Below are 22,421 nucleotides of genomic sequence, written 5' to 3' on the forward strand. Positions count from 1 at the left end.
GACTGTCTACTGGATTAGTTATTATTAAAATTTAGATATCGAAAAAGGGTTCCCTTGGGGAGGTGCAAGATACATGAAAAGAACTTATCAACCAAATAATCGTAAACGCAAAAAAGTACATGGCTTTCGCGCGCGTATGAGTACTAAAAACGGACGTAACGTTTTAGCTCGCCGTCGTCGTAAAGGAAGAAAAGTATTATCTGCATAGGCCACTGAAATATCAGTGGTTTTTTTCTGCTTTTAAGTAGAATTGGGAATAATAGAAGCAGCAAGTAAACCATGCTGCTTTTTATACATAAATAAATTTACAGGCTTGCAGGTGTAAGAGCAGTAATAAAGGTGATAAAGATGAAGAAACAGTTTCGTATTAAAAAGAATGAAGAATTTCAGGACGCATTCAAACATGGGAAATCATTTGCCAACCGGCAGCTTGTTATCTATTATTTGAAGAAAAATGATCAGAAGCATTTTCGCGTGGGTCTTTCTGTCGGCAAAAAAATCGGAAATGCTGTAACGAGAAACAGAATTAAGCGCTATTTGCGTCAGGCTTTTCATGAACTGGAAGATCGTATTCGTTATCCTCATGATATTGTCATCATAGCGAGAAATCCGACAAAGGATATGGGCTATGATGAAATTAAAAAAAGTTTGACGCATTTGTTATATAAAGAAAAATTATTAAACAAATAAAGAAAATATCACGTTTAAGATAGAATCTTATATACAATTAGGATAAAATACTAATAGAGTAGATGTGGGTATGTTAAGGAGGAAATAAATTGCGCAAAAAGTATCTATTGCTTATGACCTTAATTGGTGTAATGGCAATCCTTTCCGGGTGTATGGAAGTAGATCAACCGATTACTGCGGAAAGTGAAGGAATCTGGAATACGATATTCGTTTATCCACTATCGTGGGTAATCATAAATATAGCTGAATTCTTTAACAACAGTTATGGTCTATCCATTATTATTGTTACGGTCCTAATTCGATTGGTGCTTATGCCGTTGAATATTAAACAACTAAAAAGTTCCAAGTCCATGCAGGAAATTCAGCCGAAGTTACAGGAGCTGCAGAAAAAATATAGCTCTAAAGATGCAAACACACAGCAAAAGCTGCAGAAGGAGACGATGGAATTATTCCAGAAAAATGGTGTAAATCCACTTGCAGGCTGTTTGCCGATATTTGTACAAATGCCAATACTAATTGCGATGTACCATGCAATTATGCGTACAAACGAAATCAATTCATACAGTTTTCTATGGTTTGAACTGGGTTCACCCGATCCTTTCTTCATTTTGCCGATACTGACTGGTGTATTTACATATCTTCAGCAAAAGCTGATGATGTCAACAAATACATCGATGAAAAGCAATCCGCAAATGGCAATACAGATGCAGGTCATGCTTTATGTCATGCCGATCATGATTGGAGTATTTGCTCTGTTCTTCCCAGCAGCATTGGCGTTATACTGGGTAACCGGGAATATCTTTATGGTGATTCAGGTACTTCTCATTAATAAACCAATGATGACGAACAAGTAATGGAGGAGACGAATAGTGAAAGAAATAACTGCTAGCGGACAAACAGTTGAAGAAGCGGTTCTATCAGCACTAGAGCAGTTAAACACCACGAAGGACCAAGTAGAAATTGATGTTATTGATGAAGGAAAAAAAGGCTTCTTTGGAATATTTGGATCAAAACGTGCTATTGTCAAAGTTACTATAAAGCAGGATCCTGTCAAAGAAACGGAAAAATTCATTAAAGAAGTCACCAGCAACATGAATCTATCGGTTGAACTAACAACTACTGTAGAGGGAAAACACGTTACCTATGAAATGGATGGGGAAAACATTGCCATTATTATAGGCAAACGTGGGCAAACGCTGAATGCATTACAATATTTAGTTCATTTGGCCATCAACAAAGATAGTAAAGAATATTATACAGTCACTTTGGATGCAGAAGGTTATCGCAGTAGAAGAAAAGAAACACTTGAATCATTGGCACTTAAAATGGCTGATAAAGCGAAACGTTTAAACAAAAAAGTGGCGCTGGAGCCGATGCCGGCATTTGAGCGGAAAATTATTCATAGTGCACTTCAGAAAACAGGAGATGTCTCCACCTATTCAGATGGTGTGGAACCACATCGACATATTGTAATAAAGCCTTAAAAGTGATATTAGCGGGACCTCGGGAAATAATCCGGGGTCTTTTTTGATAAGTAAGAAAGTATACACTTTCTTACTTGTATAAGAGCAACGAAGGCACTCGCCAAAAAGCTTGGCGTATGCGAGGTTTTCTAAACAGATTAAGAAAGCATAAATTTTTTTAAGCATTTAATACTTACACCTAAACAGCTACGTCCAACACCTTCACCTTTGTTCACGCATAGTAGCATCAACTATGTTTTGTGAATGATTCCCTCGAATTTACACCATACTATTAGTATTCAATAAGTTTAATGAGGAGATATAATTAACGTGCAAAATTTCTCAGGAATGATTTTCAGTGGTGAGCTAGACCAGTTACAAGATTCTTTTTATCTTACTCAGGTGAAAAATTTGCATACAGCTTCGATCTTATTAGAAAAAAAATTAACAGAGCTTAATCATTATTTAAGCAACCAGGAAGAATCCTGCATGATTACCATTAATGATCAAATTCCAATCCTGTTGCAGGAACAGGAGGTTACTGAACTGTTGGCCGATTTGACGAAGATAATGGAAGCGTTGAAAACGATATAATGAAAGGAGTTGCCCTGAATGGAAAAGAAAATTAAAGGAAAAGCGAAGACCGTTGCTGATAAGACCTATCAATACTCTGATTACTACAGCAATGATCAACTCTCGAAGGGAATGGCTGAGTCTCATGAGCAGGTTTCCGACGCTTATATGGAAGGAACTGTTGATCGGTTCGAAGGGAAAAACGGTCGCGATGACCATAAGGATAACGAAGATTTGCCGAGAAAGTTGTAAGAAACCATATGTAAAGTTAAAGACGTGGTTATCCACGTCTTATTTTTTTAACTACATACGTGCAAGTCTTAAATAAAGTTATCAACATGTTAATAAAAAAGAGGTCCGGGTTTTTTAAAAAATATCCATGTGGATAACTTTATTTTTGCCAAAATATGTGTTATTCTATTTTGTTAGTGACATGAAAAATTAAAAAATATGAATGAATATAGATGAAGGATCGAAAAATGTTGGAGGTGACTTGATGGAGACAGATACAATCACTGCCATATCAACCCCGATTGGTGAGGGTGCCATAGCTATTGTGAGGTTGAGTGGGCGTGAGGCAATTTCAATGACAGCAGAGATTTTTAAAGGGAAAGACTTAACTAAAGTTGATTCACATACGATTCATTACGGAAAGATTATGGAACCACAGACAAATGAAATTGCTGAGGAAGTAATGGTTTCCGTTATGCGTGCGCCAAAAACATTTACCCGGGAAGATGTTGTGGAAATAAATTGTCATGGTGGAATGGTTGCAGTAAATAGAGTGCTTGAAATCATATTATCGCTTGGAGCACGACTGGCTGAACCAGGAGAATTTACGAAACGTGCATTTTTAAACGGTCGAATTGATTTATCACAAGCGGAAGCTGTTATGGATTTAATCCGTGCTAAAACAGATAAAGCGATGTCTGTTGCACTAAAACAGATGGATGGACGTTTATCAGGACTAATTCAGCGGTTGAGGCAGGATTTACTGGAAACAGTTGCACATGTTGAAGTGAATATAGATTATCCGGAATATGATGATGTTGAAGAAATGTCACATGAGATGATGCGTATAAAAACGAAAGAAGTTCATGCAGAAATCGAGGAACTTCTGAGTGTGGCAAAACAAGGGAAAATTCTACGGGAAGGTCTCGCTACCGCAATTATCGGCAGACCAAATGTCGGAAAGTCTTCCTTAATGAATACCCTTGTACAGGAAAATAAAGCAATCGTCACTGAAATTCCCGGTACCACTCGTGATATTATTGAAGAGTATGTGAATGTAAGAGGAGTACCTCTAAAATTAGTCGATACTGCGGGAATCCGTGAGACAGAAGACATCGTGGAAAGAATCGGTGTGGAACGATCAAGAAAAGTATTGAAGGAATCGGATTTGATTCTCTTTGTGTTAAACTATAATGATGGGCTTACGGATGAAGACTTAAATCTTTTTGAAGCGGTCAGTGGCCTGGAGTATATTGTTATTATTAATAAGACGGATCTGGATCAGAAACTTGATATGGACAGAGTGAAGGAGCTTGCAGGCAATAGGCCAATCGTTACGACCTCTTTAATAGAAGAAGAAGGGGTGGACGAACTGGAAAAGGCAATTGCAGACACATTTTTTGCTGGAGAAATTGACACTGGAGACATGACGTATGTTTCCAATATCAGGCATATTCAGCTGCTGAAACAGTCCAAACAAGCACTTGAAGATGCGATGGAAGGTATCGAAATTGGAATGCCTATGGATATTGTTCAAATAGATGTAACACGGACATGGGAGTTTTTAGGTGAAATTATTGGAGATACTGCGAGTGACAGTTTAATCGATCAGTTATTTTCGCAGTTCTGTTTAGGAAAATAGATGTTAGTAGAAGTGCGTGTTGGTAGGGAAGATAAAAAGGAACAGTCGGCTTATACCGGAAAGGCAAGCAATTGTCACCGGACTTTTTGAACATCTTCTATTATAAATTAAATTTGAAAGGATGAAATAGATGACATATGATGCAGGCAAATATGATGTAATCGTTATTGGTGCCGGTCATGCTGGTGTCGAAGCTGGATTTGCAGCTGCCCGCATGGGTGCCAAAACATTAATGCTTACGTTGAATCTTGATATGATTGCCTTTATGCCATGTAATCCATCAATTGGTGGACCAGCAAAAGGTATTGTTGTACGTGAAATTGATGCCCTTGGTGGAATAATGGGTAAAGTGATTGATAAAAGCTATATTCAAATGAGAATGTTGAATACAGGGAAAGGCCCAGCTGTACAAGCATTACGTGCACAGGCTGATAAACCTATTTATATGAGAGAAATGAAAAGGTTAATGGAAAATGAAGAGAATTTGACGGTTCGCCAAGGGATGGTGGATGAATTAATCGTTGAAGATGGCATATGTAAAGGAGTTATTACGGAATCAAAAGCGGCTTACTATGCGGATGCGGTTATCGTAACAACCGGTACATTTATGCGAGGAAAAGTATTGATGGGTCATCTGGAATATGAAAGTGGCCCAAATAATCAACGTGTATCCGTCAATCTATCCAAAAACCTGGAGGACTTAGGTTTTGAGATAAAACGTTTTAAAACTGGAACACCACCACGGGTGAATAGTCATACGGTTGACTATTCAAAAACAGAGATACAACCTGGTGATGAAAATCCTAAGTATTTTTCCCACGATACAGCTAATCAAATGGTGGAACAGCTTCCGTGTTGGTTAACCTATACGAATGAATTTACTCACGAGGTTATTAATAATAATTTAGGACTTTCTGCGATGTACTCTGGTGCTAAACGAGGAGCCGGTGCGCGTTATTGTCCATCTATTGAGGATAAGATTGTTCGTTTTAATGATAAGCCACGCCACCAAATTTTCCTGGAACCAGAGGGAAGAGACACGGAAGAGGTATATGTTCAAGGTTTATCGACATCACTGCCTGAAAACGTTCAGCATGAGATGCTTAAGACTATTCCGGGTCTGGAAAATGCTCAAATCATGCGTCCGGGTTACGCGATTGAATATGATATTATCGTTCCGACTCAGCTTTGGCCAACATTAGAAACGAAAAAAATCCCTGGTCTGTATTCAGCAGGGCAAATCAACGGAACTTCCGGATATGAGGAAGCTGCAGGCCAAGGTATCATGGCAGGAATCAATGCCGCTGCTAAAATTCTCGGGAAAGATCCGGTAGTTTTAGATCGAGCTCAAGCATATATCGGTGTTATGATTGATGACCTCGTAACGAAAGGTACAAATGATCCATATCGTTTGTTGACTTCACGGGCTGAATACAGATTGTTATTGCGTCATGACAATGCCGATGTGCGGCTGACTGAATTGGGGCATGCTCTAGGAATGGTGTCAGATGACCGTTACAATAAGTTTGTTGATAAAAAGCGTTTCGTTGAAGAAGAGAAAAAACGTCTTAGCAAAATTACGATCAAACCAACTGATGAAGTGAATAAGATGATGGATGAAGTTGGAGCGACCCGATTAAAAGAAGCGATTAAAGCCTATGATTTATTAAAACGTCCCGAACTTAGCTATGATATAATCGAACGGATGATTGAAAGCAATACAGAAATCAATTTAGAAGTAAAAGAGCAAGTAGAAATTCAAATTAAGTATGAAGGATATATTAAAAAAGCAAATGAACAAGTTGAGCGCATGCTGAAAATGGAAGATAAAAAAGTCCCTGTCGATATTGATTATGATGATATCCATGGACTTGCTACAGAAGCTGTGGAGAAACTGAAAAAAGTCCGACCGTTGTCAGTAGGGCAGGCATCGAGAATCGCAGGAGTAAACCCAGCAGATGTATCCATATTGCTCGTTTATATTCAACAAGGTAATATTGCCCGAGTTGCCAACTAAGCATGCATTGGATAAAATCTGAGATAGCGGCGTATGATCATGATACGTCGCTATCTTTCAATTACATAAGAAGGAGATATCCTATTCATGAATCCAGAACAGTTTGTAACCGCATTAAATGAACATGGTATAGAATTAAGCAGTTTCCAACGTGAGCAATTTTCCGTTTACTTCAAGACATTAGTAGAATGGAATGAAAAAATTAACCTTACAGCAATTACCGCCGAAGAAGATGTATATTTAAAGCATTTTTATGACTGTATTACGGCAGCATTTTATTATGATATGGATAGGGAGCTTCACATATGCGATGTAGGTGCAGGTGCTGGGTTTCCAAGTATTCCGCTTAAAATATGTTTTCCTCAATTAAAAGTAACGATCGTTGATTCCCTTCAAAAACGTATTGGTTTTCTTAACCACTTAGCAGCACAATTACAGCTTTCTGATGTAGCTTTTTATCATGATCGAGCTGAGAATTTTGGAAAAAACGGCCAGTTTCGGGAATCATTTGATATCGTAACCGCAAGAGCTGTAGCCCGTATGTCCGTACTCAGTGAATTATGCTTGCCTCTCGTTAAAAAAGATGGGGTTTTTATAGCAATGAAAGGTTCCCAGGCTGAGGAAGAACTTCATAATGGTAAACATTCAATTGAATTGATGGGAGGAGAAACAAATGCCATCCATACATTCAAATTACCGCAGGAAGATAGTGAACGTTCCATTGTGATTATTGATAAAAAGAGAAAAACACCAAAAAAATATCCTAGAAAAGCAGGTCTTCCAAATAAGGAGCCTATTGAATAAGAATTTATTACGCAATAATGGACATGTTAACCTTCGCTTCAAGAAGTAGGAGAGACACGTATTGGAGCGGGGGTTAACTATTTGTATAATTTTCATTCTGTTCAAGGGCCTATGGTCATCCCCACGTCGCCCCTAAGTGAAGGTTGACATATTTGAAAGATAGAATACGAAAGTCATAAACTATTCTTTACTGTTTCGTGTTTAAATATGGTAGAATAGGTTTAATTAATGATGCTTTTCAAGCGCACAGTATTTATGCTGTAGCGTTTTTCTTAATCACTATTTTTTATGCTATACTAGCTTTATAGTAATCTCTTAAAAATGCAAACATTCAAATTGTTCCACGTGAAACAATTTATATCCCGCAGTAACAGACATGTTGACCGCCACTTCAAAGTTCTGGAGAACAAGAATTGTCCGTGTCAAAGCCTGATTCAGGACCTTTTGACCCTTCGTAGTTAGTATCTTCTACATAAGGGGGAATAAAGGCATTCACCTAAGGCAAGGCTTATGTATTTCCAAAGTTTCTAATGGTGCTGACTCCTAATACTGCGGGGGGACGAAAAAAACGATCCTAAGTGAAGTTTCACTTATACATATAGATTACACAAGTTTATTTATGAAGGTGGTGTCATGGAGTGGTACATCCTTTTAATCGGATATTTGGTATGGGTGATAAGGCGAGCTCTCAACCAGAGGAGCCAGGTTTTTCTCCGGATGAAGTTATTCAACTTGATGTGGAAAAAATCCAGCCGAATCGTTTTCAGCCAAGAACAATTTTTAATGAAGATAAAATAAAGGAACTAGCTCAAACAATCCATACACATGGGATGATTCAACCAATTGTCGTTAGGAAAATGGATGAAGAAAACTTCGAACTAATTGCTGGTGAACGCAGGTGGAGGGCTGTTCAGTCCTTAGGCTGGGATAAGGTTTCAGCGATTATTCGGGAAATGTCCGATGCAGAGACGGCTTCTGTAGCATTAATTGAAAATCTGCAGCGTGAAGAATTGACAGTTATTGAGGAAGCATTGGCATATGCCAAGCTACTTGAGTTGCATTCATTAACACAAGAAGCATTGGCCCAACGGTTAGGGAAAAACCAGTCAACGATTGCGAATAAGCTTCGTTTATTAAAACTGCCTGAAGAAGTACAAACAGCGTTATTAAATAAATCAATAACCGAACGTCATGCTCGTGCTTTAATTAAGTTGAAAGATACCGAAAAACAATTATTGGTATTACAGGCTATTATGGAAAATGATCTAAATGTGAAGCAGACAGAAGAACGCATAGCGAAAATGAATGAGCCGAAAGAAGAAAAAAGAAAACGACCCAAATTAAAGGGGATCAATAAAGATATTCGTATAGCTATGAATACAATTCGTCAGTCACTCAGTATGGTATCTGATACAGGTGTAGAAGTTGAATCCGATGAAAAGGAACTGGACGATTATTATCAAATTACAATAAAAATACAAAAAAAGAAATAATATCTCTTATACTTATACTTATTTATACGCTACCCATCTTTTTCTGAAGATGGGTATTTCTGCTTGAATAAGCTATGATACAGTTACAGGCGAGGAATAATAGCACTTCGATAGGGTAAAGTCGTATTTTAGGAATAATAGATTACAAATTTACAAAAATAGTGATAATTATAGTCGTTTTAATGTAAATAATGATAATATAGTATTTATATAGTTAGGTAGGTGTCAACATGGGAAAAATAATGTCCATCGCAAATCAAAAAGGTGGTGTAGGGAAGACAACTTCATCCGTAAACCTAAGTGCATGCCTTTCGTCCTTAGGGAACAGAGTATTACTGGTTGATACGGACCCACAAGGGAATGCTACTAGTGGGGTAGGGGTCAACAAAGCAGATGTGAGCAATTGCATTTATAATGTGCTTGTTGAAGACTTGCCAGCTGAAGAGGTTGTTATTCCGACTAGTGTAAGCAACTTAGATATAATACCTGCAACCATTCAACTCGCTGGTGCCGAAATAGAGTTAGTACCGATTATTTCAAGAGAAATCCGTTTAAAAAAGGCGCTTGAAAGCTTAAAAGAGCAATATGATTATATCATTATAGATTGTCCGCCATCACTTGGTTTACTTACAATTAACGCACTGACTGCTTCTGATTCGGTAATTATCCCCGTTCAATGTGAATACTATGCACTGGAAGGTTTGAGTCAGTTATTGAATACGATCCGACTCGTTCAAAAGCATTTAAACAAAGATCTGATGATTGAGGGTGTATTGTTAACAATGCTTGATGCGAGAACCAATTTGGGAATACAAGTAATTGAAGAGGTTAAAAAATATTTTCAGGATAAAGTCTATCAAACAATCATACCGAGAAATGTAAGGTTGGGAGAAGCACCAAGTCATGGCCTGCCGATTATAATCTATGATCCGAAATCCAAAGGTGCGGAAGTTTATCTTGAATTAGCAAAGGAAGTGATGGCAAATGGCGAAAGGGTTAGGTAAGGGGCTCAATGCCTTTTTTCCTGAGATTGAAAAACAGGATGAATCTTCTTCCGTTCAAGAGATTGCTATCACAGAATGTAGACCAAATCCATATCAACCAAGAAAGACATTTCATGCAGATGCGATTGAAGAACTGAAGGAATCCATTCTGGAATATGGTATTATCCAACCGTTGATTGCACGTAAAAGTATAAAAGGTTATGAAATAGTTGTTGGTGAAAGACGGTTTCGTGCAGCGAAAGAAGCAGGGCTAAAAACGGTTCCCATCGTAATCAAAGAATTATCTGATGAAAGAATGATGGAAATTGCTTTATTGGAAAACCTGCAGCGAGAGGATTTAACGCCAATAGAGGAAGCTCATGCATACGCAAATTTGATGACAGAGCTTAAGATTACTCAGGAGGAATTATCAAAGAGATTAGGAAAAAGCCGATCACATATAGCAAACATTGTTCGCTTACTATCACTCCCAGATCAAATTGTTGCGTACATCAATAATGGCGAATTATCCATGGGACATGGGCGCGCTTTGTTAGGATTAAAAGACAAAGATAAATTAATTCCTTTTGTAAATAAAATTCGTCAGGAAAAACTGAATGTCCGTCAGGTAGAAAAACTAATTATGGAACTGAATCAAAGACCCGTCAGAAAAAAAGAACAACCGAAGAAGGATGTCTTTATTCAGGAGCGGGAAACGGCCCTAAGAGATCGTTTAGGTACCGCTGTTACGATTCATAAAGGTAAACGAAAAGGGAAAATTGAAATAGAATTTTACACAGATGACGATTTGAATCGCATTATCGAATTTCTGGATAAAGAGTAAATAGTATTCAATTTACAAGGCTGACGGAATCTGGTCAGTCTTTTCCTTTGGCAAGCAGGAAAGCATAAAATTTACTTACTACATAACCGTAGCAAAGGTTCAACGTTAGGCTTGTGACAATCAAGTATTCAACTAAATACTAAAATGTTCCACGTGAAACATTTTAGTAAAAGTATGTTGAAGACAGTTGCGACAGGGGATACTACTACAAACTAATACGATGGAGAGAAAAAAATGATTTTATTTGGAACATTAGTTAATGGAGCATTAATTATTTTAGGAAGTATCCTTGGGCTTTTCTTTACGAAAATACCCGAAAGATATAAAGAAACAGTTATGCAGGGAATCGGACTGGTTGTTATTTTAATTGGTTTACAGATGGCATTGGTTACTGATCAAATTATAATTATCCTTTTAAGCTTACTTTCAGGAGCAATAATTGGTGAGTTTATTCGTTTGGAAGAGGGATTGAACAGAATTGGAAATTGGATTGGAAGCAAGTTTACTACTTCATCAGAAAGTGATTTTAGTGTTGCGCAAGGATTTATAACAGCTACTTTAATCTTCTGTATCGGCGCGATGGCAATTATTGGAGCTTTGGACAGCGGCATTCGTGGCGATCATGAAGTTCTGATTACAAAAGGGGTTATTGATGGCTTCGCCGCGCTTGTATTGACAACTTCTTTAGGTTTCGGGGTAATGTTCTCTGTTATACCTGTTGTTGTCTATCAGGGAGCGATTGCTTTGCTCGCTACACAGATTGAAAACTGGATTCCAGAGGCCTTATTGAATGGAATGATTGTCGAAGTAACAGCGGTTGGAGGCTTGTTGATCGTAGCAATTGGTTTGAATCTACTAAAAATAACCACTATCCGAATAGGTAACCTGCTGCCTGCCATTTTGACAGTAGGGTTCATTTATTATCTCTATCAACTTTTATAGAGGAAAACGCCATAACGCTCGATATACTGCAGAAAAAAGTGGTTTTTGCTGCGAAATCTATAAAATGCGACATAACTTCCATCTATGTTAGATCTCTAACCTAGTTATGGAAATAAGTTACTTCGGTAGCCGCAGCCCGTATACACTTCGCTTTCCCCATAGCGGTTTGCCTGAGAGACTATTTTCCATTACCAGTGCTGTTGATTCAACCTAAAAGAGGTTACGTCACATGTTTTACCGACTGTGAGTATGAGTATACTCACCAGACATTCCCAAATAGATTCCATAATAAAATAAAGAACCGTCCGGAAGTTGCATTTGCATATCTTGGACGGTTCTTAGTTCTTAGTTCTTAGTTTAGGGATAAGAAAATAGTAATTCCTCAAATCATGACAAGCTAAATCAATATTTTAAAAAGAAAACCATGACATTCAATTATACCGTCCATTTTTTTACTTGTTGCTTTTCAGAAATAATCACTTCAGGAGAAAAATGATACGATAAGCGTTGGTCGATGCTATTTAATATGGAAGAAATTTGCCTTGCCATATCCATTACCATCGACAGTCGAGTGCTTTGCAAAATAGAATGCTCCATAAACCCACTGATATTGACAACCCCTGTCACATTTATATCACCAATAGGGGGTAATGCTTTATTTAAGGCAGATCCTGGTCGTAATGGTCCTCTCTCTGTGATAATGTGCCCGATGGAAGCGTTTCGCCCGAGGCAGGCATCAATTGCAATAATAAAAGGGTTTCTGTGATTTGTTTTAATTGTATCGATCGCCTCGCCTAAATTTACAGCGTGAACGGGTTCGTGCAGTGTTCCGTAAATCGTCATATGTTTTGGCTTTGTTTCTTCAAAAAAAGTTCCTGCCAAAGGACCAAGTGCATCCCCCGTTGAACGGTCTGTCCCTATACAAATCGTTACATATTCACGAGGGATATTGGGAAACCAGGAGATAATTCTGTCGCTCATTAATGATGAAATTTCAGAATCTGTATAAGGTATACGGAAATTTTCAGGTGAATTGTCAAATCGGTTGTTTACATTCATAGCTTATCCTCCACAAACATATTGGTATAGTATACGGATTTTATAAATGAACTATACATACGAATATTAAAATTATTGGAGGAAACCGAATGTGGGGAGCAGGATTGAAATGGATGTTTCTGATTATAGGTACAACAATTGGTGCGGGGTATGCATCAGGAAGGGAATTGTGGCAATTTTTTGGACATGAAAGTGGACTGGCCATCTTATTATTTTCTTTGTTTTTTTCTTTTTGCTGTGTGGTAATCATGAATATCAGCTATAAACTAAAAACATCACATTATCTACCGGTACTTCAGGAGATTGTTGGAAGTAGATTGACGGGTGTATTTGATGTTATGATTCTTTTATATCTGTTTACAACGACAATTGTAATGATTGCTGGAAGTGGGGCAACAGGTCAAGCGTTTAACTTTTCGTATTGGTGGGGAATTTTATTTATTGCTGTTGCACTTGTTTTGCTATTCAGTAGAGGTGTTAATGGTTTGATAAATATTAATCGGTTCATATTGCCAGTTTTGCTTGTTGGCATGCTGTATATTTTAATTATGTTCACGATAGATCAGGAATTGAAGCTGTTTTCGCACTGGCATGAACAAAGGAACTGGATGGCTGCTTTCCCATTTACAGCATTAAATATTTTACCGTTAATTGCAGTCCTAGGTGCGATTGGAAATAAAGTTTCTTCCAGGATAGAGATTATAATTGCCTGTGTGGGTAGTGGCATCTCCCTTGGGGTTATTTCCTATATTTATAACAATAGCCTTATTCAAATTGCTGATGAAATTCTATTATACGAAATTCCTTTATTTGCGATATTAAAGCATTACCCTTTTGAAATTCTTGTGCTTATGTCAATCCTGCTGTGGTTTGCCATTTTTACAACAGCAGCTTCAGGTATGCTGGGAATTGCTTCAAGACTACAGGAATATTTCCAAAAACCATTATATTTAATCGTTATTGCTGCATTGCTCATCATGGTTCCCTTAACTACATTTGGATTTTCAACGTTAATCAGCTTTATCTACCCAATTTATGGCATATTGAATTTGTATATACTGGCCAGACTATTACTTTATCCACTATGGAATACATTGGATAAAGGGAAATAATCGAAGTGAGGTTTTAATATGGATGTTATTCAGGAACAACTAATGGACATATGGATCTATTTGACGGGTCCGGAGCTATGGACAACATTACTTTCCGTTTTCTTCAAAGTTATTATCATCGCTATAATGGCGATAACGATTGTAAAGGTTACACGTTCTTTGGTCGATAAACTTTTTACCAATCGAACGAGTGGTCCGATTCGGATTTCACAAAGACGGGAAAATACGCTCAAAAAACTAATCAAAAATGTTGTTGCATATATCGTCTATTTCATGGCAATCGTAATGATTTTAGGTGTATTCAATTTTGACATTGGTCCATTGCTTGCAGGTGCCGGAGTCATTGGCCTGGCAATCGGTTTTGGTGCGCAAAATCTGGTCAGGGATGTCATATCCGGATTCTTTATCATATTTGAAGATCAATTTTCAGTAGGCGACTATGTTGCGGTTTCGGGTATTGAAGGAACGGTAGAGGAAATCGGACTTCGTACAACCAAGGTGTTAAGCTGGACGGGGGAAATGCACATTCTTCCAAACGGTAATGTTACCCAGGTGACGAATTACTCCATACACAATGGACTTGCTGTGGTTGACATCAATATTCCTTATGAAAGCAATGTAGCTGATGCAGAAAAAATTATTAATGAAGTAGCCGCTACATTGCCTGATAAATATGAATATATTGTAGGTGTTCCAGAAACAATCGGGGTACAGAATTTGGAGGTTTCCCATTTTGTTCTGCGGGTTATTGCGGACACATTGCCAGGTTTCCAGTGGGCAGGAGAACGGAATATTCGAAAAGAAATGCAGGATAAGCTTTATAAATCCGGAATTGACATACCAGCGCCTCGCCTTGTGATGTACTCCACGGAAGAAAAACAAAAGCTTATGAGGGAAAATAGAGAGCGCGGGCTCTAAATATTCGTTATAATAATAGGAAAAAAGGAGAGCCCGATATGGAGAAAGAATTTGGCTTAAATGATGTTGTACAAATGAAAAAACCTCATCCGTGCGGTGAAAACAGTTGGAAAGTTATTCGAATGGGTATGGACATTCGAATAAAATGCCTTGGTTGCGGACATAGTGTTATGATCCCGCGGAGAGATTTTACAAAGAAGATGAAAAAGGTCATTGCAAAAGCAGAGGAATAAATAGAGCAATGTGGTCCTTGAGCGTGAATGGAAGTGTTGCACCACTAGTAACGACCCTAGAATAGTCGTGACTTTAGTCTTGCGATGGTAAAAAATATTTTAAAATAGTTAAAATTGACTATGATGCTCTTAAAATAGTAATATTAGGGTATAAAGAGATATAAAAAATAAAAAGTAATAGGGTTTCAAGCAAAAATAGGCATCCATCATATGCCTATTTTTGTTTTTTACTCGCTTGTCTTTTTACATACTAATATCTATAATTGGAATAACGAACGCGTTCAGATGAATGGTATCCTTAAGGAGTGAAAGTTTAATGGCATTAACAGCAGGAATCGTCGGACTTCCGAATGTGGGGAAATCCACGCTTTTTAACGCAATTACACAGGCAGGAGCAGAAGCGGCTAACTATCCGTTTGCTACGATCGATCCGAATGTTGGAATTGTGGAAGTACCTGACGAGCGCTTAAATAAATTAACGGAATTAGTAAAACCGAAAAAAACCGTACCAACAGCTTTTGAATTCACCGATATTGCAGGAATTGTCAAAGGGGCAAGCAAAGGTGAAGGACTGGGAAACCAATTTCTTTCCCATATTCGCCAGGTAGATGCAATCTGTCAGGTAGTCCGTTGTTTCGTGGATGAAAATATTACCCATGTATCGGGCAAGGTGGATCCGATTGATGATATTGAAATCATTAATCTGGAGCTGATATTGGCAGATTTGGAAACTGTAACGAAACGTTTTGCACGCGTTGAAAAACTTGCAAGGCAAAAAGATAAAGACGCTGTAGCGGAACATGATGTCCTGGTGAAAATAAAAGACGGACTGGAAGAAGAGAAACCAGTAAGAGCTTTGGAATTCACCGAAGAACAACAAAAAGTGGTTAAAGGTCTGCACTTGTTAACGAGCAAACCAACATTGTATGTTGCGAATGTAAGTGAAGAAGAAGTTGCTGACCCTGATTCAAATGAAAATGTTCAAAAAGTAAGAGATTTCGCTGAAAAAGAAAATGCAGAAGTAATTGTGATCTGTGCCAAAATCGAGGAAGAAATTTCAGAACTTGATCAAGAAGAAAAAGAAATGTTCCTTGATGATTTAGGAATCACGGAGTCAGGACTTGATAAACTGATCAAAGCTTCTTACAGCCTTTTAGGTTTGGCAACCTACTTCACTGCTGGTGAGCAGGAAGTGCGGGCATGGACTTTCCGTAAAGGAATTAAAGCACCACAGGCAGCGGGAATTATTCATACCGATTTTGAAAGAGGTTTTATACGGGCAGAAACCGTTTCCTATGAAGATCTTGTCGATGCTGGATCGATGGGACATGCAAGGGAAAAAGGAAAAGTTAGATTAGAAGGGAAAGAATACATTGTTCAGGACGGGGATGTTATCCATTTCCGCTTTAATGTATAAACCATTCGAACAGCAAAATTAGTAAAACGTAAATTGGGATCTCTCGAAGGCTTGTTATTTTATAAAAGATTTGGTATAATAAATCATTGTGAGTAATTAGACTATGATTATTCCTTGCTCCTATTGAGGAAATGGTGAAAGAACCATCTAATAGATAGGAGCCGCTAAGACCAAAAGGAGGTGTAACGGATGAGAAAATACGAAATCATGTATATCATCCGCCCAGACATTGAAGAGGATGCTCAAACAGCTTTAATCGAGCGTTTCAACAAAATCCTAACTGATAATGGGGCGGAGATAGCTAAAGTAGATGAAAAAGGCAAGAAACGTCTTGCTTATGAAATCAACGACTATCGTGATGGATATTATGTTTTGATCAACTTCAGCAGCGGTGATGAAGCAATAAACGAATTTGACCGACTTGCTAAGTTCTCAGATGATATTATTCGCCACATTGTAATTCGAGATGAACAATAATAAGGAGTGGTTCTGATGTTAAATCGTGTCGTACTCGTAGGCAGGTTAACGAAGGATCCTGATTTACGTTATACACCAAATGGCGTTGCTGTAGCTAACTTTACGATTGCAGTAAACAGACCTTTTTCCAACCAGCAGGGAAACCGTGAAGCAGACTTCATTAACTGTGTTGTTTGGCGTAAACCGGCTGAAAACCTTGCAAACTACATGAAAAAAGGTAGTATGATTGGTGTGGATGGCCGTATTCAAACGCGTACATTTGAAGGGCAAGATGGTAAAACTGTCTATGTAACGGAAGTGGTTGCTGACAGTGTACAATTTTTAGAGTCAAAAGGTTCCTCTTCTCAAGGAGGACAGGACTCATCAGGATTCCAGCAAAACAGAAATCAGAACCAATTTCAAAATCAGAATCAAAATCAATATCAGCAACAAAATCAGCAGAATCAGAATCAAAACCAAAATCAAGACGATCCATTTAAAAATAATGGAGAGCCTATCGATATATCAGACGATGATTTACCATTTTAGAATCTAAAAGGAGGGGTATCAATGGCAGCACGTCGCGGACGCGCTAAGCGTCGTAAAGTCTGTTACTTCACAGCAAACGGAATTACACACATCGATTATAAAGATGTTGATTTGCTAAGACGTTTCATTTCTGAACGTGGAAAAATTCTTCCACGTCGTGTAACTGGAACATCTGCAAAATACCAACGTAAACTGACAATTGCAATTAAACGTTCTCGCACAATGGCATTACTTCCATTTGTAGCAGAGTAAAGAGAAAAACCTCAAAATCTTATTTCTGATTTTGAGGTTTTTTAATTTGGAGATTGGAAAGTATATTTGTAAAACACGCTCTCCGTTCGTTTTAACATATCCATTATTGTAGTCAGCGTTTAATCGTTGAACAATTTATGTTAGCTGGGAATTAAAATGCACGGCTAATGTGGGAAATGCCATAGTTCACAATTACAGGGTGAACGAAATGAGCATGTTGGAATAAAACGGAGTCTGTCCCCAGCGTTTTAAGTTCTATAGCAATTGGGGACAGGCGCTAAATATTGGAGCAATAAATTCTTACACCTAAACGACCACGCTCAGCGATAGCGGACTACCCCACTGGTAGTTTCTACTTAACCTTGTCGGGGTTGATCAAGACGCTTCGGCTTCTATTCTACTTCCTAGGTTTTCGTTTCGGGTAAATGGAAATCATTTTTATTAATAATCCGATGGTATAGATAAACGCTAGAACAAGATATGTATCACTAACATGATAAATAAATGCGATGACCGTATAGAGCAGAAACGGTATAGTCGTCGTGAATGCACTCAGTTTCCATAGTATCGAGTATCGTAATTTGCGTTGCATGAAGAAAGCAATGCCCCTCCCGATATATGCAACAAGAGAAACACAAAGAATTACGAGGATTGCTATAGGAAGATAATAAAACATAAAAAAGTAGATAAGTTTAAAAATAAAATGGAGATTTGCTCCAAACCCAGATGATGCTGTTAGTCGTTGAATTAATTCAGGAATAGAGACAATTGCCAAGAGAATAAACATATAAATAACAGCAACATCCATTCCAATCCGATTCAATTGAAACATGGCATCTTTCTTCGGTAATTTGATGCTATGCAGAAAGACTTGCAGATACGTCATGATTTTCATCCTTATTCATTGTTTAATTACAAATGTGAAGTACTTCTCGCATTTACTTCCATTATAATGGAAATCGTTGGATAAAGCTCTTTTTGGCAAGTATGAAAGTTGTTTATACTATCTTACTTGCATAAGTGTAACAAAGATTGTCACGGAAAGGCTTGGTAAAAACCAAGTTTTCTACCATGCAAAACGGATTAATTATGACAAATAATGACAAAATAGACCACTTTTCTACTTGCAGTCTTCAGGTGTGGCGCTTTTTTATTCCCCGGGAAATAATAATCTCTACATTTTCCGACAAGCCTTTCTTTAAAAATCATGTTATCATATAGAGTACGTAACAATTACTATATTTTTAACTAGCTTAGATGAGGTGCAATGAATGAATCAATCAAGAAAAATGACAGATGGAGCACTGCTGCTTGCAGTATTCATGGTAATGTTGCTGATTACCCTTTTTGTCCCGGTATTAACGATATTTGGTATGTTCTTTTTGCCGATACCTTTTGTGTTATTTGCTTCGAGATATGGCCTTAAGCCTTCCTTATTAATGTTTGCTGTTGCATTAGTATTAACAGTATTAATCGCAACCTTTTTCTCTTTACCGCTTGCTATATTAATGGGAGTCGGTGGGATAACGATAGGAACTGCCATTTATAAAGATATATCACCATATGAAACATGGGCCAGAGGTACATTGGGATTTGTTGTCGGTCTATTGTTTATTTTTGTTTTTAGCCAAGTATTATTTTCTGTTAACTGGGTCCAAGAGTTTGAAGTCATCCTTACAGACTCCATGGAAATGAGCGCTTCCCTGATGGAAACATTAGGCGTTGCCGGACAATCGGCAGAATTTGAAGAGCTGATGCAATTGCAGATTCAGGGTTTAATTAATTTACTGCCTGTTGGGTTAGCTTTATCTGCTCTATTGCTTGCTTTTATCTCACAATGGATCAGTTATAAATTTATAAACAGACTTGAAAAGAAAGAGCTTCGTTTTTCACCTTTTCGCAATCTCAGATTCCCAACTTCAATTATATGGGTTTACTTTTTTGCATTATTCTTTTCTTTTTTCGGTCTCGATTCAACAAGCTTTTTCTTTATAGCAGTACAGAATGTCCTCGTTCTTACAGGTCTGATACTGTCGCTGCAGGGCTTTTCCTTTATATTCTTTTATGCCCATCATAAGAAAATGTCAAAATTTATACCGATCCTTATTGTAGTTCTTACAATACTTTTCCCAACATTTCTGCTTTATTTCATAAGAATCTTAGGTATAATTGATATAGGCTTTAGGTTAAGAGATCACCTGGAAAGCAAAAAATAGCATGAAATAATTGCAGGTGATATGAAATAGGAGCTGAATGCGATGCCGGACTTACAAAAAAAACCAACACTAAGCAGCCATTTATGGGTTATTTACTTATTATCCGTTATTCTGCTTGGTGTCATTTGGTATTTCCAATGGATGCTTGGTCTCATAATGACTGTCGTTTTGGCTGCCTCCTTTTATTATAGTATCCGGACGGAAAGAGCACTTCTTGATGAAGCAGAACAGTATATTTCCACTATCTCCCACCGGATAAAGAAGGTTGGGGAAGAAGCGTTACTGGAAATGCCATTTGGAATCATTCTGTATAATGAAGATTACAATATTGAATGGGCCAATCCCTATATGAATAAATTCAGTGAAGAAAGTGATTCACTGGTTGGTGACTCGCTAAACAAGCTATCTGAAAGTCTTATTCCAATGATAAAAGAGAATAAAGATAGTGTGTCGATTGAAATGGATTCGTACAAATTTCATACCATCATCCGAAAAGAAGAGCGACTGCTTTATTTGCTTGATCGAACAGATCAGGAAGAATTACAGCAAATGTACCATAATGATCAAACGATACTTGCAATAATCTTCCTCGACAATTATGAGGAAATCACCCAAAACATGGATGATACTGCAAAAAGTCAGTTGAACTCACAGGTAACCACGGTATTGAATCGTTGGGCGAGTCATTATGGTTTATATTTAAAACGAACTTCACAGGAGAGATTTTTGGCAGTTGGAACGAAGGAAATTCTTCAGAAACTGGAGAAGGTTAAATTTGATATTCTTGATGAAGTACGTGAAATGAATGGTGCTGACAATAACCCAGTTACATTAAGTATTGGTGTAGGGGTAGGTAATATTAGCCTGCCTGAACTTGGCGAGCTGGCACAATCAAGTCTTGATTTGGCATTAGGCCGTGGTGGAGACCAGGTCGCAATTAAAGAAGACCAGGGTAAAGTACGCTTTTACGGTGGCAAAACAAATCCGATGGAAAAGAGAACACGTGTGAGAGCCCGGGTCATTTCCCATGCATTAAAAGAATTGGTCAAGGCGAGTGACAATGTGATTATCATGGGACATAAGTCACCAGATATGGATTCACTAGGTGCGGCAATTGGTGTATTAAACATTGCAAAGATCAATAAAGTTAAAGGGCATATCGTTTTTGATTCAAATGATTTGGATACCGGCGTATACCGTCTCGTTGATGCTATTAAAGCAGATGAAGAATTATGGAGCTACTTTATCGAACCAGATGAAGCAGAAGAAATAATAACGAACAGAAGTTTATTGGTTATTGTAGATACACATAAACCATCGATGGTCGCTATTGAAAGTCTGCTTAACAAGACGGATTACAAGGTAGTTATCGATCATCACCGCAGAGGGGAAGATTTCATCGATAATCCAACACTGGTATACATGGAGCCATATGCCTCATCGACAGCTGAACTTGTAACAGAGTTGCTGGAATATCAGCCAAAAGGAACGAAACTGAAAATGCTGGAAGCTACAGCGTTGCTGGCAGGTATTATTGTCGATACAAAGAGCTTTACATTAAGAACTGGTTCACGAACGTTTGATGCTGCGTCCTATTTGCGCTCAAAAGGTGCGGATACGGTCTTGGTACAGCAATTTATGAAAGAAGATCTGGACCTCTATATCAAACGAAGTAAAATTATAGAACGAGCTAAAATATATCGTGAACATATTGCCATCGCAAAGGCAGAATCAGGAACAGCATACAGCCCGGTATTAATAGCGCAAACCGCGGATACGCTGCTGACGATGACAGGAATTACAGCATCTTTTGTTCTCTCCGAACGAAAGGATGGCAGAATAGGGATCAGTGCCAGATCGCTTGGTGATGTAAATGTGCAGGTGATTATGGAAAAAATGAACGGTGGTGGCCACTTAACGAACGCCGCTACTCAAATAGAGGATACAACCATTAATGATTCGGAAGCATTCTTGATCGATATTTTGAATGAGTATTATGAAGGGAGAGAATCGGAATGAAAGTAATTTTTCTTAAAGATGTTAAAGGTAAAGCTAAAAAAGGCGAGGTAAAAAATGTTCCCGATGGATATGCACGTAACTATCTATTGAAAAATAATTTGGCCGAGGAGGCCACTGCAGGAAGTTTGAAGGCACTTGAAGCCCAAAAGCGAAAAAGCAGTCAGCTGGAACAACAGGAAAAAGAAGAAGCTATCAATCTTAAAGATACGTTAGCAGAATTGACAATTGAACTGAAAGCAAAATCAGGTGAAAGTGGTCGTCTGTTTGGTTCTATTACAAGTAAACAGATTGCGGATGCTTTGCAGAAGCAACATGGTTATAAGGTAGATAAACGAAAAATTGAGCTGGACCAGCCAATCCGTGCATTGGGATATACAACGGTACCGGTTAAGCTTCATCCGGAGGTTTCTGGTTCTGTTAAAGTTCATGTAAGTGAACAGTAACTATAAAGATTTGAAAATGAATAATCATACAGAAGAAATCGGCTTATTTGCCGATTTCTTCTGTA

At 37.9% G+C, this 22,421-nt stretch carries 25 protein-coding genes; 23 read left to right on the forward strand and 2 right to left on the reverse strand.

The window, feature by feature from the left end; genetic code table 11:
- Positions 1-73: 73 nt before the first annotated feature.
- The 13 genes from rpmH (at position 74) to MN204_RS16970 (ending at position 11,682) form a co-directional block, all read left to right on the forward strand.
- Positions 74-208 (forward strand): 50S ribosomal protein L34, encoded by a 135-nt coding sequence (gene rpmH, locus MN204_RS16910; RefSeq protein WP_010648907.1) that lies wholly within the window; start codon positions 74-76, stop codon positions 206-208.
- Positions 209-348: 140 nt separating this feature from the next.
- Positions 349-690: a ribonuclease P protein component gene (rnpA, locus tag MN204_RS16915; RefSeq protein ID WP_249872266.1), complete on the forward strand. Its 342-nt coding sequence runs from the start codon at positions 349-351 to the stop codon at positions 688-690.
- 113 nt (positions 691-803) lie between these two features.
- Complete coding sequence (gene spoIIIJ, locus MN204_RS16920) at positions 804-1,544, forward strand: YidC family membrane integrase SpoIIIJ (RefSeq protein ID WP_438804716.1); 741 nt, start codon at positions 804-806, stop codon at positions 1,542-1,544.
- Positions 1,545-1,559: 15 nt separating this feature from the next.
- Positions 1,560-2,174, forward strand: coding sequence for an RNA-binding cell elongation regulator Jag/EloR (gene jag / locus MN204_RS16925; RefSeq protein ID WP_249872268.1), 615 nt, complete (start codon positions 1,560-1,562; stop codon positions 2,172-2,174).
- Positions 2,175-2,483: 309 nt separating this feature from the next.
- Positions 2,484-2,747 carry a hypothetical protein gene (locus MN204_RS16930; protein ID WP_249872269.1) on the forward strand — a complete coding sequence of 88 codons (264 nt, stop codon included), beginning with the start codon at positions 2,484-2,486 and terminating at the stop codon, positions 2,745-2,747.
- A gap of 18 nt (positions 2,748-2,765) precedes the next feature.
- Complete coding sequence (locus MN204_RS16935; protein ID WP_249872270.1) at positions 2,766-2,978, forward strand: YozQ family protein; 213 nt, start codon at positions 2,766-2,768, stop codon at positions 2,976-2,978.
- A gap of 244 nt (positions 2,979-3,222) precedes the next feature.
- Complete coding sequence (gene mnmE / locus MN204_RS16940; RefSeq protein WP_249872271.1) at positions 3,223-4,599, forward strand: tRNA uridine-5-carboxymethylaminomethyl(34) synthesis GTPase MnmE; 1,377 nt, start codon at positions 3,223-3,225, stop codon at positions 4,597-4,599.
- Positions 4,600-4,729: 130 nt separating this feature from the next.
- A complete protein-coding gene (gene mnmG / locus MN204_RS16945) occupies positions 4,730-6,616 on the forward strand; it encodes a tRNA uridine-5-carboxymethylaminomethyl(34) synthesis enzyme MnmG (RefSeq protein WP_249872272.1) in 1,887 nt (628 codons plus the stop codon).
- 87 nt (positions 6,617-6,703) lie between these two features.
- Positions 6,704-7,420: a 16S rRNA (guanine(527)-N(7))-methyltransferase RsmG gene (rsmG, locus tag MN204_RS16950; protein ID WP_249872273.1), complete on the forward strand. Its 717-nt coding sequence runs from the start codon at positions 6,704-6,706 to the stop codon at positions 7,418-7,420.
- A gap of 638 nt (positions 7,421-8,058) precedes the next feature.
- Positions 8,059-8,913 (forward strand): nucleoid occlusion protein, encoded by an 855-nt coding sequence (gene noc, locus MN204_RS16955; protein ID WP_249872274.1) that lies wholly within the window; start codon positions 8,059-8,061, stop codon positions 8,911-8,913.
- A 230-nt stretch (positions 8,914-9,143) separates the two neighbouring features.
- The gene (locus MN204_RS16960; RefSeq protein WP_249872275.1) at positions 9,144-9,917 is read left to right on the forward strand and encodes a ParA family protein; all 774 of its coding nucleotides are present in this window, start codon (positions 9,144-9,146) and stop codon (positions 9,915-9,917) included.
- Positions 9,898-10,740, forward strand: coding sequence for a ParB/RepB/Spo0J family partition protein (locus tag MN204_RS16965; protein ID WP_249872276.1), 843 nt, complete (start codon positions 9,898-9,900; stop codon positions 10,738-10,740). The genes MN204_RS16960 and MN204_RS16965 overlap by 20 nt, the downstream gene beginning before the upstream one ends.
- A gap of 234 nt (positions 10,741-10,974) precedes the next feature.
- Positions 10,975-11,682 carry a DUF554 domain-containing protein gene (locus tag MN204_RS16970; protein ID WP_249872277.1) on the forward strand — a complete coding sequence of 236 codons (708 nt, stop codon included), beginning with the start codon at positions 10,975-10,977 and terminating at the stop codon, positions 11,680-11,682.
- A gap of 435 nt (positions 11,683-12,117) precedes the next feature.
- Here MN204_RS16970 and yyaC read toward each other — a convergent pair whose 3' ends face one another.
- Complete coding sequence (yyaC, locus tag MN204_RS16975) at positions 12,118-12,741, reverse strand: spore protease YyaC (RefSeq protein ID WP_249872278.1); 624 nt, start codon at positions 12,739-12,741, stop codon at positions 12,118-12,120.
- An 89-nt stretch (positions 12,742-12,830) separates the two neighbouring features.
- Between yyaC and MN204_RS16980 the strand changes: the two genes are divergently transcribed.
- The 7 genes from MN204_RS16980 to rpsR all read left to right on the forward strand — a co-directional run bounded on the left by MN204_RS16980 (position 12,831) and on the right by rpsR (position 17,678).
- Positions 12,831-13,853, forward strand: coding sequence for a YkvI family membrane protein (locus MN204_RS16980; RefSeq protein ID WP_249872279.1), 1,023 nt, complete (start codon positions 12,831-12,833; stop codon positions 13,851-13,853).
- Between the two features lie 18 nt (positions 13,854-13,871).
- Positions 13,872-14,771, forward strand: coding sequence for a mechanosensitive ion channel family protein (locus MN204_RS16985; protein WP_249872280.1), 900 nt, complete (start codon positions 13,872-13,874; stop codon positions 14,769-14,771).
- Between the two features lie 38 nt (positions 14,772-14,809).
- The gene (locus MN204_RS16990) at positions 14,810-15,004 is read left to right on the forward strand and encodes a DUF951 domain-containing protein (protein ID WP_249872281.1); all 195 of its coding nucleotides are present in this window, start codon (positions 14,810-14,812) and stop codon (positions 15,002-15,004) included.
- A 316-nt stretch (positions 15,005-15,320) separates the two neighbouring features.
- A complete protein-coding gene (gene ychF, locus MN204_RS16995) occupies positions 15,321-16,421 on the forward strand; it encodes a redox-regulated ATPase YchF (protein WP_249872282.1) in 1,101 nt (366 codons plus the stop codon).
- Between the two features lie 189 nt (positions 16,422-16,610).
- Positions 16,611-16,898 carry a 30S ribosomal protein S6 gene (gene rpsF / locus MN204_RS17000; RefSeq protein WP_249872283.1) on the forward strand — a complete coding sequence of 96 codons (288 nt, stop codon included), beginning with the start codon at positions 16,611-16,613 and terminating at the stop codon, positions 16,896-16,898.
- Between the two features lie 15 nt (positions 16,899-16,913).
- A complete protein-coding gene (gene ssb, locus MN204_RS17005; protein WP_249872284.1) occupies positions 16,914-17,426 on the forward strand; it encodes a single-stranded DNA-binding protein in 513 nt (170 codons plus the stop codon).
- 21 nt (positions 17,427-17,447) lie between these two features.
- Positions 17,448-17,678 carry a 30S ribosomal protein S18 gene (rpsR, locus tag MN204_RS17010; protein WP_249872285.1) on the forward strand — a complete coding sequence of 77 codons (231 nt, stop codon included), beginning with the start codon at positions 17,448-17,450 and terminating at the stop codon, positions 17,676-17,678.
- Positions 17,679-18,075: 397 nt separating this feature from the next.
- Here rpsR and MN204_RS17015 read toward each other — a convergent pair whose 3' ends face one another.
- The gene (locus MN204_RS17015) at positions 18,076-18,564 is read right to left on the reverse strand and encodes a DUF1189 family protein (protein ID WP_249872286.1); all 489 of its coding nucleotides are present in this window, start codon (positions 18,562-18,564) and stop codon (positions 18,076-18,078) included.
- A gap of 385 nt (positions 18,565-18,949) precedes the next feature.
- On the opposite strand from MN204_RS17015, the gene MN204_RS17020 reads away from it, so the two are divergent.
- The 3 genes from MN204_RS17020 to rplI are packed head-to-tail and all read left to right on the forward strand — an operon-like array spanning position 18,950 to position 22,356.
- Positions 18,950-19,894 carry a YybS family protein gene (locus tag MN204_RS17020; RefSeq protein ID WP_249872287.1) on the forward strand — a complete coding sequence of 315 codons (945 nt, stop codon included), beginning with the start codon at positions 18,950-18,952 and terminating at the stop codon, positions 19,892-19,894.
- A gap of 42 nt (positions 19,895-19,936) precedes the next feature.
- Positions 19,937-21,913, forward strand: coding sequence for a DHH family phosphoesterase (locus tag MN204_RS17025; RefSeq protein WP_249872288.1), 1,977 nt, complete (start codon positions 19,937-19,939; stop codon positions 21,911-21,913).
- Positions 21,910-22,356, forward strand: a complete 447-nt coding sequence (gene rplI / locus MN204_RS17030) for a 50S ribosomal protein L9 (protein WP_249872289.1) — start codon at positions 21,910-21,912, stop codon at positions 22,354-22,356. The genes MN204_RS17025 and rplI overlap by 4 nt, the downstream gene beginning before the upstream one ends.
- The last annotated feature ends 65 nt before the right edge of the window (positions 22,357-22,421 follow it).

Origin of the sequence: Oceanobacillus saliphilus, assembly GCF_023522835.1 — a bacterium.
Lineage (GTDB): Bacteria > Bacillota > Bacilli > Bacillales > Amphibacillaceae > Oceanobacillus > Oceanobacillus saliphilus.

Bases quoted from the DNA above. Each gene is read 5' to 3' on its own strand.
- rpmH (WP_010648907.1), top strand. From the start codon at position 74: ATGAAAAGAACTTATCAACCAAATAATCGTAAACGCAAAAAAGTACAT.
- rnpA (WP_249872266.1), top strand. From the start codon at position 349: ATGAAGAAACAGTTTCGTATTAAAAAGAATGAAGAATTTCAGGACGCA.
- spoIIIJ (WP_438804716.1), top strand. From the start codon at position 804: ATGACCTTAATTGGTGTAATGGCAATCCTTTCCGGGTGTATGGAAGTA.
- MN204_RS16935 (WP_249872270.1), top strand. From the start codon at position 2,766: ATGGAAAAGAAAATTAAAGGAAAAGCGAAGACCGTTGCTGATAAGACC.
- mnmE (WP_249872271.1), top strand. From the start codon at position 3,223: ATGGAGACAGATACAATCACTGCCATATCAACCCCGATTGGTGAGGGT.
- mnmG (WP_249872272.1), top strand. From the start codon at position 4,730: ATGACATATGATGCAGGCAAATATGATGTAATCGTTATTGGTGCCGGT.
- rsmG (WP_249872273.1), top strand. From the start codon at position 6,704: ATGAATCCAGAACAGTTTGTAACCGCATTAAATGAACATGGTATAGAA.
- MN204_RS16960 (WP_249872275.1), top strand. From the start codon at position 9,144: ATGGGAAAAATAATGTCCATCGCAAATCAAAAAGGTGGTGTAGGGAAG.
- MN204_RS16965 (WP_249872276.1), top strand. From the start codon at position 9,898: ATGGCGAAAGGGTTAGGTAAGGGGCTCAATGCCTTTTTTCCTGAGATT.
- MN204_RS16970 (WP_249872277.1), top strand. From the start codon at position 10,975: ATGATTTTATTTGGAACATTAGTTAATGGAGCATTAATTATTTTAGGA.
- yyaC (WP_249872278.1), bottom strand. From the start codon at position 12,741: ATGAATGTAAACAACCGATTTGACAATTCACCTGAAAATTTCCGTATA.
- MN204_RS16980 (WP_249872279.1), top strand. From the start codon at position 12,831: ATGTGGGGAGCAGGATTGAAATGGATGTTTCTGATTATAGGTACAACA.
- MN204_RS16985 (WP_249872280.1), top strand. From the start codon at position 13,872: ATGGATGTTATTCAGGAACAACTAATGGACATATGGATCTATTTGACG.
- MN204_RS16990 (WP_249872281.1), top strand. From the start codon at position 14,810: ATGGAGAAAGAATTTGGCTTAAATGATGTTGTACAAATGAAAAAACCT.
- ychF (WP_249872282.1), top strand. From the start codon at position 15,321: ATGGCATTAACAGCAGGAATCGTCGGACTTCCGAATGTGGGGAAATCC.
- rpsF (WP_249872283.1), top strand. From the start codon at position 16,611: ATGAGAAAATACGAAATCATGTATATCATCCGCCCAGACATTGAAGAG.
- ssb (WP_249872284.1), top strand. From the start codon at position 16,914: ATGTTAAATCGTGTCGTACTCGTAGGCAGGTTAACGAAGGATCCTGAT.
- rpsR (WP_249872285.1), top strand. From the start codon at position 17,448: ATGGCAGCACGTCGCGGACGCGCTAAGCGTCGTAAAGTCTGTTACTTC.
- MN204_RS17015 (WP_249872286.1), bottom strand. From the start codon at position 18,564: ATGACGTATCTGCAAGTCTTTCTGCATAGCATCAAATTACCGAAGAAA.
- MN204_RS17020 (WP_249872287.1), top strand. From the start codon at position 18,950: ATGAATCAATCAAGAAAAATGACAGATGGAGCACTGCTGCTTGCAGTA.
- MN204_RS17025 (WP_249872288.1), top strand. From the start codon at position 19,937: ATGCCGGACTTACAAAAAAAACCAACACTAAGCAGCCATTTATGGGTT.
- rplI (WP_249872289.1), top strand. From the start codon at position 21,910: ATGAAAGTAATTTTTCTTAAAGATGTTAAAGGTAAAGCTAAAAAAGGC.